14 protein-coding genes are annotated in these 14,962 nt (G+C 67.8%); 7 read left to right on the top strand and 7 right to left on the bottom strand.

All coding sequences use genetic code 11. The features are described 5' to 3' along the window. Window positions 1–245 precede the first annotated feature (245 nt). Entirely contained in the window at window positions 246–2,213 is a 1,968-nt protein-coding gene (asnB, locus tag WI26_RS23395; protein WP_059539018.1) for an asparagine synthase (glutamine-hydrolyzing), read from the top strand. A 53-nt stretch (window positions 2,214–2,266) separates the two neighbouring features. Here asnB and WI26_RS23390 read toward each other — a convergent pair whose 3' ends face one another. The 6 genes from WI26_RS23390 to WI26_RS23360 all read right to left on the bottom strand — a co-directional run bounded on the left by WI26_RS23390 (window position 2,267) and on the right by WI26_RS23360 (window position 8,797). Beyond that, window positions 2,267–3,061, bottom strand: coding sequence for a lytic transglycosylase domain-containing protein (locus tag WI26_RS23390; protein WP_069227349.1), 795 nt, complete (start codon window positions 3,059–3,061; stop codon window positions 2,267–2,269). Further along, window positions 3,058–3,732 (bottom strand): type III secretion system export apparatus subunit SctR, encoded by a 675-nt coding sequence (gene sctR / locus WI26_RS23385; RefSeq protein ID WP_044847619.1) that lies wholly within the window; start codon window positions 3,730–3,732, stop codon window positions 3,058–3,060. Before sctR ends, WI26_RS23390 begins: the two co-directional genes overlap by 4 nt. A 3-nt stretch (window positions 3,733–3,735) precedes the next feature. Then, a complete protein-coding gene (gene sctQ / locus WI26_RS23380) occupies window positions 3,736–4,911 on the bottom strand; it encodes a type III secretion system cytoplasmic ring protein SctQ (RefSeq protein ID WP_069227348.1) in 1,176 nt (391 codons plus the stop codon). Window positions 4,912–5,272: 361 nt separating this feature from the next. Then, entirely contained in the window at window positions 5,273–5,671 is a 399-nt protein-coding gene (locus WI26_RS23370; RefSeq protein ID WP_059468376.1) for a winged helix-turn-helix domain-containing protein, read from the bottom strand. 451 nt (window positions 5,672–6,122) lie between these two features. After that, the gene (locus WI26_RS23365) at window positions 6,123–8,333 is read right to left on the bottom strand and encodes a xanthine dehydrogenase family protein molybdopterin-binding subunit (protein WP_069227346.1); all 2,211 of its coding nucleotides are present in this window, start codon (window positions 8,331–8,333) and stop codon (window positions 6,123–6,125) included. Window positions 8,334–8,335: 2 nt separating this feature from the next. Then, window positions 8,336–8,797: a (2Fe-2S)-binding protein gene (locus WI26_RS23360; protein WP_059468378.1), complete on the bottom strand. Its 462-nt coding sequence runs from the start codon at window positions 8,795–8,797 to the stop codon at window positions 8,336–8,338. A 183-nt stretch (window positions 8,798–8,980) separates the two neighbouring features. Between WI26_RS23360 and WI26_RS23355 the strand changes: the two genes are divergently transcribed. Continuing rightward, window positions 8,981–9,907, top strand: a complete 927-nt coding sequence (locus WI26_RS23355; protein ID WP_069227345.1) for an AraC family transcriptional regulator — start codon at window positions 8,981–8,983, stop codon at window positions 9,905–9,907. Window positions 9,908–9,919: 12 nt separating this feature from the next. Here the strand turns inward: WI26_RS23355 and WI26_RS32390 are convergent, their stop codons facing one another. Next, window positions 9,920–10,363: a hypothetical protein gene (locus WI26_RS32390; RefSeq protein WP_155768810.1), complete on the bottom strand. Its 444-nt coding sequence runs from the start codon at window positions 10,361–10,363 to the stop codon at window positions 9,920–9,922. 40 nt (window positions 10,364–10,403) lie between these two features. Between WI26_RS32390 and WI26_RS32385 the strand changes: the two genes are divergently transcribed. The 5 genes from WI26_RS32385 (at window position 10,404) to WI26_RS23335 (ending at window position 14,872) form a co-directional block, all read left to right on the top strand. Continuing rightward, window positions 10,404–10,781: a hypothetical protein gene (locus WI26_RS32385; protein ID WP_155768809.1), complete on the top strand. Its 378-nt coding sequence runs from the start codon at window positions 10,404–10,406 to the stop codon at window positions 10,779–10,781. A 1,010-nt stretch (window positions 10,782–11,791) separates the two neighbouring features. After that, window positions 11,792–12,118: a hypothetical protein gene (locus WI26_RS23345; protein WP_059468456.1), complete on the top strand. Its 327-nt coding sequence runs from the start codon at window positions 11,792–11,794 to the stop codon at window positions 12,116–12,118. Between the two features lie 111 nt (window positions 12,119–12,229). Then, the gene (locus WI26_RS23340; RefSeq protein ID WP_059509142.1) at window positions 12,230–12,820 is read left to right on the top strand and encodes a hypothetical protein; all 591 of its coding nucleotides are present in this window, start codon (window positions 12,230–12,232) and stop codon (window positions 12,818–12,820) included. 76 nt (window positions 12,821–12,896) lie between these two features. Beyond that, window positions 12,897–13,178 (top strand): hypothetical protein, encoded by a 282-nt coding sequence (locus WI26_RS31685; protein ID WP_059542691.1) that lies wholly within the window; start codon window positions 12,897–12,899, stop codon window positions 13,176–13,178. Between the two features lie 44 nt (window positions 13,179–13,222). Then, entirely contained in the window at window positions 13,223–14,872 is a 1,650-nt protein-coding gene (locus WI26_RS23335) for a chemotaxis protein CheA (protein WP_069227343.1), read from the top strand. Window positions 14,873–14,962 lie beyond the last annotated feature (90 nt).

Here is a 14,962-nt window from a genome sequence, read left to right as displayed (position 1 = left end):
CCGCGTGGCGCGGAACGTCCGCATGCACGCGATTCGCCGATGCGCCGTGATGCGGACCCGTTTCCGCTTCGCCAGGCCGGTCGCACATCGGGCTTGACGCCGTTTTTTTTCCGGATTTGTCCGACATTCACCCATGAATTATTGCTGATTTATTTCTTCGTAATATGGCTCGACCGTCAGCCGGGCGGCGGACTGCGAGGTTGCGCCGCCGCTGACGGAACAGGTCAACAGGGGCAGACAAATCAATGTGCGGAATCGACGGCTTTCTGAATAGCGTCGCCTTCGATGAGGAGACAGCGCGCGGCACGCTCGCGCGAATGACGGCGAGCCTCGCGCATCGCGGGCCCGACGGGCAGGGCCTCTGGGTCGACCCGGAAGCCGGTATCGCGCTCGGTCACCGGCGGCTTGCTGTCGTCGATCTGTCGGTCCACGGCCGGCAGCCGATGGCGTCCGCGTGCGGCCGCTACGTCATGGTCTTCAACGGCGAAATCTATAACCATCGCGAGTTGCGCGCGGAGCTCGAGCGCGCGGGTCGCGCGCCGGCGTGGCGCGGCCACTCCGACAGCGAGGTGCTGATCGCGGCGATCGTCGCGTGGGGCGTCGAGGCGACGCTGCGGCGCGCGACCGGCATGTTCGCGTTCGCGCTGTGGAATCGCGCGTCGCGCGTGCTGACGCTTGCGCGCGACCGGATCGGCGAGAAGCCGCTCTACTACGGGCGGATCGGCGACGCATTGGTGTTCGCGTCGGAGCTGAAGGCGCTGCGCGGCTATCCGGGCTTCGACGGCACGATCGATCGCGACGCGCTGTGCCTGTACCTGCGCCAATCGAGTGTGCCCGCGCCGCATACGATCTATCGCGGCATCAGCAAGCTGCCGCCAGGCACCTACATCCAGTTCGAGCATGCGCGCGACACGCCGCGCGTGCGAGCGTACTGGACGCTCGAGCAGGCGATCGAAGCCGGCCGCGAGCGGCCGTTCGAGGGCAGCGCCGACGAGGCCGTCGGGCAGCTCGACGCGGTGCTGCGCCAGGCCGTCGCGCGGCAGATGGAAGCCGACGTGCCGCTTGGCGCGTTCCTGTCGGGCGGCATCGATTCGTCGGCGATCGTCGCGCTGATGCAGGCGCAGTCGGCGAACCCGGTCGATACGTTCACGATCGGCTTTCACGAGGCCGGCTACGACGAGGCCGGCTATGCGAAGGCGGTCGCGCGTCATCTCGGTACGCGCCATACCGAGCTCTACGTGACGGCCGATCATGCGCTCGGCGTCGTGCCGAAACTGCCGGCGATCTACGACGAGCCGTTCTCCGATGCATCGCAGATTCCGACCTTCCTCGTGTCGGAGCTGACGCGTCGGCACGTGAAGGTGAGCCTGTCCGGCGACGGCGGCGACGAACTGTTCGGCGGCTATACGCGCTACTTCCTGACGCCGCGCCTGTGGCGCAAGCTGCATCGCGTGCCGGCGGCGGTGCGTGCGCGGATCGCCGCCGCGCTGCACGCGCTGCGCCCCGATCACGCGGACCAGCTCGCGGCGGTCGCGCAGGGCGCATGGGGCGGCGTGGAAGCGCGCGACTCGGCGACCCGCATCGGCGACCGGCTGCACAAGCTCGGCCACGTAATGACGGCCGAGAGCCGCATCGGGCTGTACCGGCTGCTGATGTCGTCGGTGCATCATCCGGAGCGCATCGCGCTCGCCGGACAGGAGCCGCCCACGCTGCTCGATACGGTGTCCGCATGGCCCGCGCACCTGAGCTTCGCCGAGCAGGCGATGGCGATCGACACGCTCACGTACTTGCCGACCGACATCCTCGCGAAGGTCGATCGCGCAGCGATGGCGGTGAGTCTCGAGACGCGCATGCCGTTCCTCGATCATCACGTCGTCGAATTCGCATGGCGGCTGCCCGCGTCGGTGCGCTTGCCGGAAGGGCAGTCGAAAGCGCTGTTGCGCCGGCTGCTGGACCAGTACGTGCCGTCGGCGCTGATCGACCGGCCGAAGCAGGGCTTTTGTGCGCCCGTCGATCACTGGCTGCGCGGCGCGCTGCGCGACTGGGCCGACGCGCTGCTGCAGCCGTCGCGCTTGCGCGACGAGGGCTTCTTCGACGCGCAGGCCGTCGAGCGCTTGTGGCGGCAGCACCTGACGGGCCGGATGAACTGGCAGCATCAGCTGTGGACGGTGCTGATGTTCCAGGCGTGGCTGGAGCATCAGCGCGCGGCATGAAGCAGGATGGCCAGGCGAGCGGCGTCACGTCATGCGCCGCGTTCGTCGCTCGCTTACTGATCGAGACACCGCACGCACAGCCGCTTCGCCTGGCTCGCCGATAATCCGCGGCACATCATCACGACCGGTCGCGCATGGCACGACGGCGCGTCGCCGGAAGCCGCGGGCGACGCGAGCCTGCGCGCGCGTTCGGGCGGCGTGGTCGCGGCCGCGTCCATGCGCCGTTGTCGCGCGGGCGGCGGCATGTCGCGCACCACCGGAATCGGTTCGACGCCGCCTTCGCGCGCATTGCGCTGCGCGCTGGCGACGACGCGGCTCACATAGCCGCTTGAGAACCCGGTCGTGAAGTTGCCGCTGTAGTAGCACGACAGCGCCGCGCGTAGCGCGGCCTGCGCTGGGCGACCGGTGTTCGACGAGCGCGCGAAGCATTCAGTCAGGATCGCGCCGCCAGCCCGCAAGTTGCGGCACGGTTCGAACATCGTCGTGTCGTCGAGGCCGTATTTCGCAAAATTTCGTACGTTGACCTGAGCGAGGCCGACGCTGTAGCTGAACCCGCGCGCGGCCAGCTCGCCCACGGTCGCGCGCGCTTCGTCGAGCGACGCTGGCTGGCGCGTCAGGTGGCCGCCAACCACGCCGATCGCATAGGGATTGAAGCCGGATTCGGTGCGCACCAGCGCGGCGAGCGTGTCGGGATCGACGTTCGGCGCGCACGCGTGCGCAAGCTGCGCGAAGCCCGCGGCGCTACCTGCCGCGTGCGCGCCGCGCGGCTGCATGCCCGCGCATGCGAGCGCCAGCGCGAGCAGCGCGCACAGGCTCGCGGCGATGCCGCGGGGGCCGCGCGCGCTCATCCCGCCCCCGCCACGCGGTACGACAGCACGAGCCCGTGCACGAGCAGCGACCACCCATCGAGCGCGACGAACAGCAGCAGCTTGAACGGCACCGAGATCGTCGTCGGCGAGATCATTTGCATCCCCAATGCAAGCAGGATGTTCGCGACCAGCAGATCGACGACGATGAATACGATGTAGATCACGAAACCGATCTGGAACGCCTTGGTCAGCTCGGCGAGCGTGAAGCTCGGCACCAGCACGAGCAGGTCGTCGTCCTTGATGCCGTCGGCGCGGTTCTTCGGCCAGACCGACGTGGCCGTGCGCACGAAGAATTCGCGATCGCGCTGCCGCGTATGCGACACCAGGAAATCCTTGACCGGCGGCAGCGCCGCATCGGCGAGCGCGCCGATGTCGGCGGTCGACAGCTGCCCGGATGCATCGAAGTGGCGCGCCTGCAGCGCGTCGCGGATCGACATCCCGACCGGCGCCATGATGAACAGCGACAGGATCAGAGCGATGCCGTTGAGCACGAGATTCGGCGGCACTTGCTGGATGCCGAGCGCGGAGCGCAGCAGGCCGAGCACGACCACGAGCTTCGTGTAGCTCGTCACCATCAGCGCCGCGAACGGCGCGATGCCGAGAGCCGCGATCACCGCGATCAGCGCGACCGGATTCGGCAGGCTGCCCATCGGTCAGCGCTCGCGCGGCGCGGGCTGCGTCAGCGTGACGACGCGCACGCCGAGCTTCTGGCCGACCGCGATCAGATGGCCGGTGCCGATCAGCATCCCGTTCGCGACGAGATGGATCACGCTCTGGTTGATGCCTTGCTGCAGTTCGATTACCGCGCCCGGCTGCAGTGCGCCGAGTTCGCCGAGCGGGATCGACGTGGGCGGCAATTCGAAACGCAGGTCGACCGCGAGGCCGTCGAGCGAGCGCGGCGCATCGTCCGGCGGCGCATCCTGCGCGGTCGCGGGCGGGGTGTCGGTGCGGGTCGGTTCCAAAGGCATCTCCCTGATTCGTTCGACGGTCAGCCGGTTGCCCGATGGCCGTCCGGTGATCTCCCACGCCGGCGCGGCCGGCACCCGTGCGACGCACAGCAGGTTCTGCTCGTGCGCGCGCCAGCGCTCGATCGCGATGATGTCGCCGCCGACGACGTCGGCCAGCTCGGCCATCGTCAGCTCGGTCCGGCCGATCTCGAATACCAGCGGCACCGGCAGGCTGGCATACGCGGCGCGCGTGTCGGGCCGCGCGGCCGCCGGCGTCGCGAAGAACACCGCGAGCGCGTCCGGCGCGTCGAACAGCAGCGCGCCGTGGCAGCGCCAGGCGCCGTCGGCGCGACGCAGTTCGAAGCGTAGCGCGGCCGGCGCCGTGCGCCATGCGGGCACGCTCGCCGGCGGCGGCAGCAATTCCACGCGCTGCCGTGTCGCGGCCTGCAGCACGGCCGACAGCGGTGCGGCGAGATCGGCGAGCAACGCCGCGCGGATCACGGCCGGCACGGCCGGGTCGGCCGCGTCGCCGAGCCATGCCCCTTCCGCGACCGGATCGATCCATAGCGTGCCGGCGGCAGGGCCGATGACGAAGCGGTACGCGCGGGCGTCGGCGGCCGGTTCGGCATCGACGCGCCAGCGCACTTCGTACGCGTGTTCACCGAGCGTGACCGGGACCTCGGCCGTCGCGCCGTATGCATGCGACAGCCCGCGCGCGGCGGCGGCGGACACGCGTGGCAGCCAGGGCGACGCGTCGAGCGCGACGGCGGCCGGCGGCGGGATGGCGGGCGCGGCGGCGGCCGGGGCGGCCGGGGCGGCGGCGGGCGAGGCCCGGTTCGCGGCGTCGCCGGCGTCGGCATTCGTCAGGGACAGCGCAGGCACGGCGGGATCGGGGCGGATTCGGCGTTGGTTCGACGGGTGGTTGTGGCCGGCGGCGCCGGGGGCGCGCGGCTGATGCGTCGATTGTAGGGACGGCGCCGAGCGTGCGCCGCGCCGGAATCCGTAGTGGTGTGCGTCCGCCGGCCGCGCGGGCGGTGGCGAGCTACGAAGCCTGCTGCGCGGCGGCGTGGCCGCGTGCGCCGCGCCGCGCGCAGAAAATGCGGCCGCCGCCCGGAGACGGCGGTGATGGCGCGGCGGGAGGATGCGTGCCGGGCCGCGAGGCGCCGCACGTCGGCCGTGCGGCGCGGTAGGGAGCGTTGCAGGCGCGACGCGCAGGGGCGACGCGCGGATGAGCCGCTACGCGTTACGCGTAGTCGGCAGCCAGCGCCGGCTGCGGCGCGCCGCGCAGGATCGGCGCGGCGTCGTGGCGCTCGACGTGCGTCATGGCCGCGCCGAACAGCACCAGCCGATAGCCGACCGCATAGATCGGAATGATCCGCAGGTTCTTGTCGTGATCGAGCTGCAGCTTCGAACGGATGCGCGAGATATGGGTATCGAGCGTGCGCGACGACACGCCGAGCTCGCGGCCCCAGACCGCTTCCTGGATCGCTTGCCGCGGCACGATCTTGTTCATGTTGTCGAGCAGGAATTCGACGACGTCGAACTCCCGTGGCGTGACGTCGACGACTTTGTTGTCGATTTCGATCGTGCGGCGCACGAAGTTGATTTTTATATTGTCGATGTACAGGTATTTGCAATCCATGTTGGCCCTCGCATGTCCGTAAAGGAGTGTTTGCGAGTCATGTACCGCAACTTCCGGGCCAGGGAGGATTTGTCAGGCATCGGCGGGCGATGTGGGCGGGGCTGGCGGCGCGCCGGCCTTGAATCTAAAAGAATTTTTAACGCGGGACGCGCGACGCGCTTCGGAAGGGTCGGAGCAATATTGAAGGATTGTTACGTAGCATCCTGCGGGAACGTTACGGGCGTTACGGGGGTGTTACGGGGAGGGGCGGGCGATTTCCGCCGATCGTGCAGGGTTTCGGGCGGACGGCGAACCCGACATCGAACCCTCCCGAGCAGGACGGATTGCGGAGTCAAATCAATAGGTTGGTGCGGATTTTTGCCGACTTCGAACCCTACATCGGAGCCTGCCGCACACAGGGAAAAAACGGCCGCGGGCACTTCCGCCGCGCGGCCGGCGTTTCACCCACCCGTCAAGCCTTCGCCGTGTCGCCCGAATCGAACGGCAGCACATAATGCCGTTTGCCGGTTGCCGCGAAGATCGCGTTGGCGACCGCCGGTCCAACGGGCGCGACGCCCGGCTCGCCGACACCGGTCGGTGCCTCGGCCGATGGCACGATATGCACGTCGACCTTCGGCATTTCCGCCATCCGCAGCACGTGATAGCCGTCGAAATTGCGCTGCTCGACCTGGCCGTCCTTCAGCGTGATCGCGCTGTGCAGCGCCGCGCCGAGCCCGAAGCCGATGCCGCCTTCCATCTGCGCGGCAACGATGTCGGGGTTGATCGCGATCCCGCAGTCGACCGCGCACACCACGCGCTCGACCTTCACCTTGCCGTCGGCGTCGACCGACACTTCCGCGACCTGCGCGACATAGCTCTTGAACGCCTCGGCCACCGCGATCCCGCGCCCGCGGCCCTTCGGCAGCGGCTTCGCCGGATCCCAGCCGGCCTTCTGCGCGGCCAGCTCGAGCACCGCGCGCATCCGCGGCTCCTTCGCGAGCAGGTCGCGGCGGAACAGGTACGGGTCCTTGCCGGCCGCGTGCGCGGCTTCGTCGATGAACGCCTCGACCGCGTAGGCCGTGTGCGAGCTGCCGACCACGCGCCACCACAGCACGGGCAGGCCGACCTTGGTGGTCGTGAGTTCGACCGACACGTTCGGTACCGCGTAAGGCAGGTTCGCCGCGCCCTCGACCGACGTCGCGTCGATCCCGTTCTTGACCATGAACGCTTCGAACGGCGTGCCGGCGAGAATCGACTGGCCGACGATCCGGTGGCGCCAGCCGACCAGCTTCCCGTCGTCGGTCAACCCCGCGTCGAGCTTGTGGAAGTACATCGGGCGATAGAAGCCGCCCTGGATGTCGTCCTCGCGCGTCCACTGCAGCTTGACCGGTTTGCCGTCCGCACCGAGTGCCTTCGCGATCGACACGGCCTCGACCACGTAGTCCGACCATGCGTTCGCGCGGCGGCCGAAGCTGCCGCCCGCGTACAGCGTGTGGATCTGCACCTGCTCGGGCTTCAAGCCCGCGACTCTGGCGGCGTTGCCCTGGTCGACCGTCTGAAACTGGTCGCCGGCCCAGATCTCGCAGCTGTTCGCGGTCAGCTTGACGACCGCGTCGAGCGGCTCCATCGGCGCGTGCGCGAGATACGGGAATTCGTACGTCGCGCTGATCTTGCGCGCGGCGCCCGCGATCGCGGCGTCGGCGTCGCCGTCCTTGCGCGCCGACGCGCCGGGCTTCGCTGCGAGCTGCCGGTATTCGCGCATGATCTCGTCCGAACCGCGCTTTTCGGCGTTCGTTTCGTCCCAGTCGATCTTCAGCGCGTCGCGGCCCTGTTTCGCGGCCCAGAAGCCGGTCGCGACGACCGCCACGCCCCCCGGCACCTGCACGACCGACACCACGCCCGGCACGGCCTTCGCGGCCGTCGCGTCGAACGACTTGACCGTCGCGCCGAAGCGCGGCGGGCGCTGCAGCAGCGCGACGCGCATGCCGGGGAAGGTCGTATCCAGCGTGAAATGCGCGGTGCCGTTCGACTTGGCCGACCCGTCGACGCGCGGAATGCGATGGCCGATCAGCTTGAAGTCGGCCGGCTGCTTCAACGCGACCTTGTCGGGCACCGGCAGCTTCGCCGCGTCGGCAACCAGCGTGCCGTAGGCGGCCGTCTTGCCGCTCTTCGCATGCGCGACGACGCCGTTGGCGGTGGTCAGCTCGCCGGCCGGCACCTTCCAGCGTGCCGCCGCGGCCGACACGAGCATTGCGCGCGCCTTGCCGCCCGCTTCGCGCAGTTGCTGCCACGAGTTCGACATGGCCGAGCTGCCGCCCGTGCCCTGCATCGTGCCGAACGCGAGGTTCGCATAGCGTTTCGCATCGGCCGGCGCGCTTTCGACGCGCACGCTCGACCAGTCGGCGTCGAGCTCCTCGGCGACGATCGTCGCAATGCCCGTATATGCGCCCTGGCCCATTTCCACGTGTTTCGCGACGACGGTGACCGCGCCATCGGGTGTGATGCGCAGGAATGCGTTCGGCGCGAAGTCGGCGGCGGGCGCCGTCGCGGCGAGCGCGCGGCGGCCGAGGCCGGCCCATTCGAAGCCGATCGTCAGGCTGACGGCGGCCGCGGCGCTCGCGGCCTTCAGAAAGGTGCGGCGCGACGGGCGCACCGAATCGCGATTGTCGAGTTCGATCGTCATGGTCAGGCTCCCAGCGTCGCGGCCGCGTCGTGGATCGCGGCCCGGATGCGGGCGTAGGTCGCGCAGCGGCAGATGTTGCCGTTCATCGCGGCGTCGATGTCCGCGTCGGTCGGCTTCGGATTCTGTTCGAGCAAGGCGGTGGCCGACATGATCTGGCCGGACTGGCAATAGCCGCACTGCGGCACCTGCAGCTTCACCCAGGCGGCCTGCACGGCCTGTGCCGGCTTGCTCTGCAGCCCTTCGATCGTGGTGACGTGCTTGCCCGCGATACCGGCGAGCGGCAGCACGCACGAGCGCACGGCCTGGCCTTCGAGATGGACGGTGCACGCGCCGCACTGCGCCATGCCGCAGCCGAACTTCGTGCCGGTCAGCCCCGCGTGCTCGCGGATTGCCCAGAGGACGGGCATCGACGGATCGGCGTCGAGCGTAACGTTCTTGCCGTTGAGGACGAACGAGGTAGGCATTTTTGTATGTCTCCATGGGGAAAACCCGGCATGCGCCCGGTTAGCGGGCAGTGTGCGCGAGCGCGCGTTTTTTGCGTCTACCCATTCCTGCAAATTTATTGAACAATCCTGCAAATCCCCGGCGCGGCGGCGAGCGATTCGCTATGCTCGCGCGATTCAGGGAAACGAAGCGAGGAACCCGTCATGGACATGACCGATATCGCGACGTCGCGCGAGTCCGGGCGGCGCGAACTGGCATCGCTGATCGCCCGCTTCGCGCCGACGGACGGCTCCCACTCGACGGCCGTGCCGGCGCTGATGCTGCATCGGCATGGGCATCCGGTCGATCTCGGCTGCGGCGTGTCGCGCGCCGCGCTCGTGATCGCCGCACAGGGCGCGAAGCGCGTGATCGTGGCCGGCCAGGCTTACGAATACGACACGCGGAACTGCCTGATTACGTCGATCGACTTGCCGATTCTCTCGCGGGTCACGGAGGCGTCGCCGGACGCGCCTTACCTGTGCCTGTCGCTCACGCTCGATCCGCAGCGCATCGTCGAACTCGCGGCCGAGATGCGGCTGCCGGAGCCCGACGCCGGCCCCGAAGGCGAGGGCATCGCACTTGCCGAGCTGACGCCGCCGCTGCTCGATGCCGCGTTGCGGCTGTTGCGGCTGCTCGATACGCCGGCCGACATTCCGGTGGTCGCGCCGCTGATCGAAAAGGAGCTGCTGTACCGTCTGATGACGAGCGGGCAGGGCACGCGGCTGCGGCACATGGCCGTCGCCGGCAGCCAGACGCACCGGATCGCACGCGCGATCGAATGGATCCGCGATCACTACGCGGAGCCGATGCGCGTCGACACGCTCGCGCAGGCGGTCAACATGAGCGTGTCGTCACTGCACCATCACTTCAAGCACGTGACCACGCTGAGCCCGCTGCAGTATCAGAAGCAGCTGCGACTGCACGAAGCACGACGGCTATTGCTGCGGCAGGGCGGCGATGTCGGCTCCGTGGCCGCGACCGTCGGCTACGAAAGCGCGTCGCAGTTCAGCCGCGAATACAGCCGGCTGTTCGGTGCGCCGCCGATGCGCGACGTCGTGCACCTGCGCAAGAAGGAATTGCTCGGCACATAGCGGCAGCGCGGTTCATTGCGATTGCATCGCGCCTGGCTTCGTCGCGCGATGCGCGGTCGGCCGAATCGGGACGACATTCAATCGGCGTGCCAGGGTCGCCGGATGCGGGTGCGAGCGGGCCGCGAACAGCGTTGCCGCGCCGCGCGCGAACTTCTGTTTCACGCATGCATCTCCGGATTGCGCGAACCAGTGCGGCAGCTGCCAGGCGGCACACGAATCGGCCGGTCGAAACGGAAAAAAAGTTGTGCCGTCACGCATATTCCGCATGGATCGTGCTTTGCACGAACATGTTTCAGCGATGAGATTCTCGGCCGATATCGCATCGGAAATGTTTCTCGTGCGCATCGTGTGCCGCCATCCGGCGATTGGAGCACGACGGCTATTGACATTGAATGTCGTCGAATTGAATGACGGCAGTAAAAGTCGATAAAGGATGTTGAAGGGTTCGTGCGGCACATGCCGTCACTTTTTCCGATCGGCAGGCGGCGCGAAAGCCATGTCGATCCGCACTGCAATTGCCGTTTTCTTGCCGCACGTTCGCACTGTTAGCCGACACCTGATCCCGTCGGTATTTTCACGGATGAATCAATTGCATTGCGTGGCGGCTGGCATGCACATCCGGAAGCTTGCCCATATCCGCCGTGCGGGCTCCGCTGCACCGGGGGCCGCGCATTTCGGTTCGTCGTTTTCCCGGCGTGCGAATGCTGTCGAACGGGCGGCGGCAGGCGGTTTGGCGCGGCCGATGTGCAGATCGGCCGCAATGTGCGACCCCGTACTTCTCAAGTATGAAACGCCCGTTCGCCACCCCGTCGAGCGAGGCTCCATGGGCCGCATTCGTCCGTCTTTTCCGGCATTGCTTCGCCGTATTCAATGATCGGCGCAAGTTGCCCACCGTTGTCGCGATACATTCCTGAAACAAAAAATGCGATTCCAGGCGATACGGGCGGGCGTCGCGGACGGTATGCGTCATGCAACCGACGGCGGAATCACGCATGGCATGCCGCTTGCGACATTGAACGCACCGGCGAGCGGTCGACCTGATGCGACAAAGATGGGGGGCGACGCGTTCGTCAATAAGCGGTCGGGGAAACAGCGATGAAGATCAGAAGCAGTCATTCGTTCCGCGCATTCCTTGCGCATCCGTGGGGTAGCCGGACAGCTCGGAGTACGGCTCGCGATGCAGTGCCAGCCTCGCGGGCGCGTTGCCGGTTTCCCGGCATCCGCGTGTTGCACGTGCTGGAACGCCTGTCGTTCCGCATGACGACCGGCCGACAGCGGTGCTCCCCTTCATTCAGCGCATCCGGGCGGACCGGGCTGTACATGCCGGACAGCGTGACCCCGATCCGACTTCATCCGTGCAGGGCCGTATCGATTGCGCCGGGCAAATGCGGGCGCAGGCCCGATTGACCGGAAGATCGTTGATCGATAGCTCAGGGAGACGCGATGCCGACTGACCGTAATGCAGGCCCGTTATCGCCGCGATGACGTGCATTTTTTCGATGGCGCTGCATTTTCGGTAGTTAGCCATTTTCACGCATTTTCGATCGCCGAAGCGAATGCCGTGTGCTGGTATGTCGCGGGGTGCGAATTTCGAAAAAAAACAGTCCCGAATGGCGAATGCCTGTATTCGGGTGCGTGAGGCAATTTGTCTTCCGTTATTAAAAAATCGATATGCGATATCGAAATTTCAATAAAAACCGCGAAAAAATCAAAAAATTCGAACCTGAACTTCAACTGGCCAAACGTTACGTGGTCTCGATTCGAGATGAATCGTTTCTTTGTGATTGGATAGTGATCCTTATTTTTAGGGATTACTCGAGGCAGGGAAGTTGAAGGCGTGCAGCTTTCCTCGCTTGTTCCGTCCACGCCGTTATGGAGTCGACCATGAAGAAGCTTCTGATTGCAGCAGCAGTTATGGCGGTCTCGGGTGCAGCGTTTGCAGCGAGCGGCACGGTTTCGACCAGCAACTCGTCGAGCGGTGGCCAGACGATGGCCGGTGTCGTCGGGTTCGGCAGCTTTACCGCGACCGATTCGGGCGCAGCGCTCGGCGCGGCCGGTGCAACGGCCGGTGGCGGTGCGAGCAGCTCGATCTCGTACACGAACCACACCAACACGTCGACGGTGGGCGGCTTCGGCTTCGGCGGCGCACAAGCCGGCGGGTCGAGCGGCGCGAATGCCGGCTCGACCGGCTGGACGATGTATCACTACTAAGCCGCGGCGCATAGCGTTCGTCATGGGCAGGTGGCACGGATGCCGGGTTTCGTCCTGCTGGGGCGGACCCGGCGGTCTGGCCACCGAACTTCCTCACAGCAAGGAATTGCTATGAAAGCCAACGTCATTTTAGCGACAGCGCTCACTGTCCTCTCGTCTGCCGTGCTGGCGTCCGGACCGTCCACATTCAACCAGACGCAGTCCGTCGCGGCAGGCGTGTCGGGTTCGGTGCTGGTCGGTACCGGCAGCTACACGAGCAACTCGACTTCGGTAGCGGGCGCGAACGCCGGAAGTACCGTGACACCCGCCGGATCCACCGGCACGGCATCCGCCTATCACGACTCGACTTCGACGGCCAGCGGCTGGGGCACGAACGGGGGCGCATTCGCGGCAGGCGGCGGTATCGGTGCCGCAGGCTCGTTCGGTGGAAACGGCAACACGAGCGAGAACGCCAATGCGCTGTCGGGAGGGGTGACCGCCACGATCGTACTCGGCGCGAACCACTACACGGCAACCGGCGGGAACGACAACGGCATGGCCAATGCGGGTGCCGCCGGCATGGCGGGCAGTGGGTGGTCGGGAACGGTCGCGGGCTCGAACCACATCAACTCGTCGACGGTATGGGGCACCGGTCCGGCCGGATCGCCGTTCGCATCGGGCGGCAGCCAGGGCAGCTCCGGCGCGACCGCCGGCAGTCCCTGATTCGGGTGTCGGGGGGGCCAGCTTCCCAACGATGCTGGTCTCTTTCCTCGCCTTGTTGTCACCGTAAGGAGTTGGCATGAAGCCGAAACTGATTGCCGCCGCTCTGATGCTCGCGTCTCTGACGGCGTATGGCGCTGACCGTGCTGCCGACGACGTGCAATCGAATGTGCAGACGTCAAACAACCCTGACCAGACAACCAAACCGTCACAACAACACGCGCTTTCGTCGGGCAGTGCCATCGGCGCATCGGCGGCCCCGCAATGGCCGGGCATGTCGGGCGGTTCATGGTCCCAGCTGGGCAGTGGCTGGAAGCAGTTCGGGGAAGCAGGCAAAGCTGAAGGAATTCAGGGGAACTAATACGGTTGCCTGGGTGGGAGGTCAAACCTCGTCCGGAGATTGAAATGAACAGCAACAAGATCAGGGTGGCATGTGCGGCAATGTTCGCGATGGCCACGATCGGTGCCCAAGCGCAGACCGCCGACTCGACTTCAAGCGCGCAGTCCTCGACGTCGTCGACGGCAGTCAGCCTCGGCGGCGGCGCGAGCATGAACACGAATACCACGACCGGCGGCAATGCCACGAGCAGCAGCGGCATTCGCAGCAGCGGCAATTCGAGCGTGCAGGTGAACTTGAATCTGCCGTCTTCCACGAGTGGCGGCTCGAACGTGACGCCGCAGAGCACGAGCTCGCTCGCGGCCGGCGCGCCCGGCACCAGCCCGTACAACACCCAGACGGCGGAAAACGTCAACTACTCGGGTACCCAGACGATCAAGACGAATCCGGCGATCCAGGCGCCGGGCCTCACGACCACGCTGTCCGATACCTGCATGGGCTCGGTGAGCGTCGGCGTGTCGTTTCCGGGCTTCGGCGCGACGGGCGGCACGACCCTGGTCGACCAGGCATGCGTGCGTCGTCTCGACGCGCGCGAATTCCGTGCGATGGGGCTGACCGACGTCGCGCTCGCGCTGCTTTGCCAAAGCGATGCGAACCGGCGTGCGGTGGAAGCGACCGGTCACCTGTGCCCGGGCACGACCGCGCCGCTCGCGCGCTCGAACGTGGCGCCCGCCGCCGAAGCGACCGTCGCCGACGACGTGAAGTATCGCGATCCGCTGGTGCGCAGCCGCATGGGCCTGCCGCCGCTCGACGCCGCCGCGCCCGTCCAGACGCGCCCTGTGGCGACGACCGCGGTCCAGGCGGCGCCGATCCCGGTGCCCGCGCCGTCGATCGCCCCGCCCGCCGTCAGCACGGTGCCTGCTGCAGCGCAAGCGGCCGCCGTGAAGGCAACGCAAGCGGCCGCCCTCGCGCCTGCCGCCGTTGCCGCACCGGTTGCCGCGGCAGCACCGGCAGTGAGTGCGGCGCCTGCCGTTGCACCGGCTGCGGTGAGCGCGGTGCCGGCTGCCGCCGTCGTCGCAGCGCCGGCGGTCGCCGACAAGGCCCCGGAACCCGCGCCAGCCGCAACCGACGCCACGGCGAAAGCCGCGGCGGCGCCTGCGGTCGACACGAAGGCGAAGGAACCCGAGCCGGCGGTTGCCGACAAGGCCCCGGAACCCGCGCCGGCCGCAACCGACACCACGGCGCAGGCCGCGGCGGCGCCTGCGGTCGACACGAAGGCGCCGGAACAACCCGCGCCGGCCGTCGCCGACAAGGCCCCGGAACCTGCACCGGCTGCAACCGACAGTGCCGCGCAAGCCGCGGCAGCGCCGGCCGCCGACACGAAGACGCCGGACATCGTGCAATCCGAACCGGCCGCTGCCGACGCCGCACCGCAGGCCGCGAACGCCGCAACGTCCGCGCCGGCGGTCGATGCGAAGGCGGCCGAACCGGCAGCGCAGGCAGCAGCCGAAGCGCCTGTGCCGGAAGCCGCGCAGCCGGCCCCAGCGGCTGCTGCTGCCGACACGCCGGTCGCCGATGCGAAGGCGATGGACGCGGGCGAATCCGCTGCCGCGCCCGCGCCGTCCGCCGACACGCCGGCCGCGGTTGACCAGCAGGCCGCCCCGGCCGCGCCGTCGATGCCGGCGCCGACCGTCATCTCGACGAGCACGTCGTCGTAAGCATGCGGACAACGCTTCCGTGCGATCGGCACGCCGGTCGCATGGAAGCGGCCGGGGTCCGCGGCGCGACGCACGTCGCAAGTTTGACGG

This window comes from Burkholderia diffusa, from assembly GCF_001718315.1.
GTDB classification, from domain to species: domain Bacteria; phylum Pseudomonadota; class Gammaproteobacteria; order Burkholderiales; family Burkholderiaceae; genus Burkholderia; species Burkholderia diffusa_B.
Note: the sequence above shows the minus strand (reverse complement) of the source record. Positions and strands in the feature narration are given on the sequence as shown.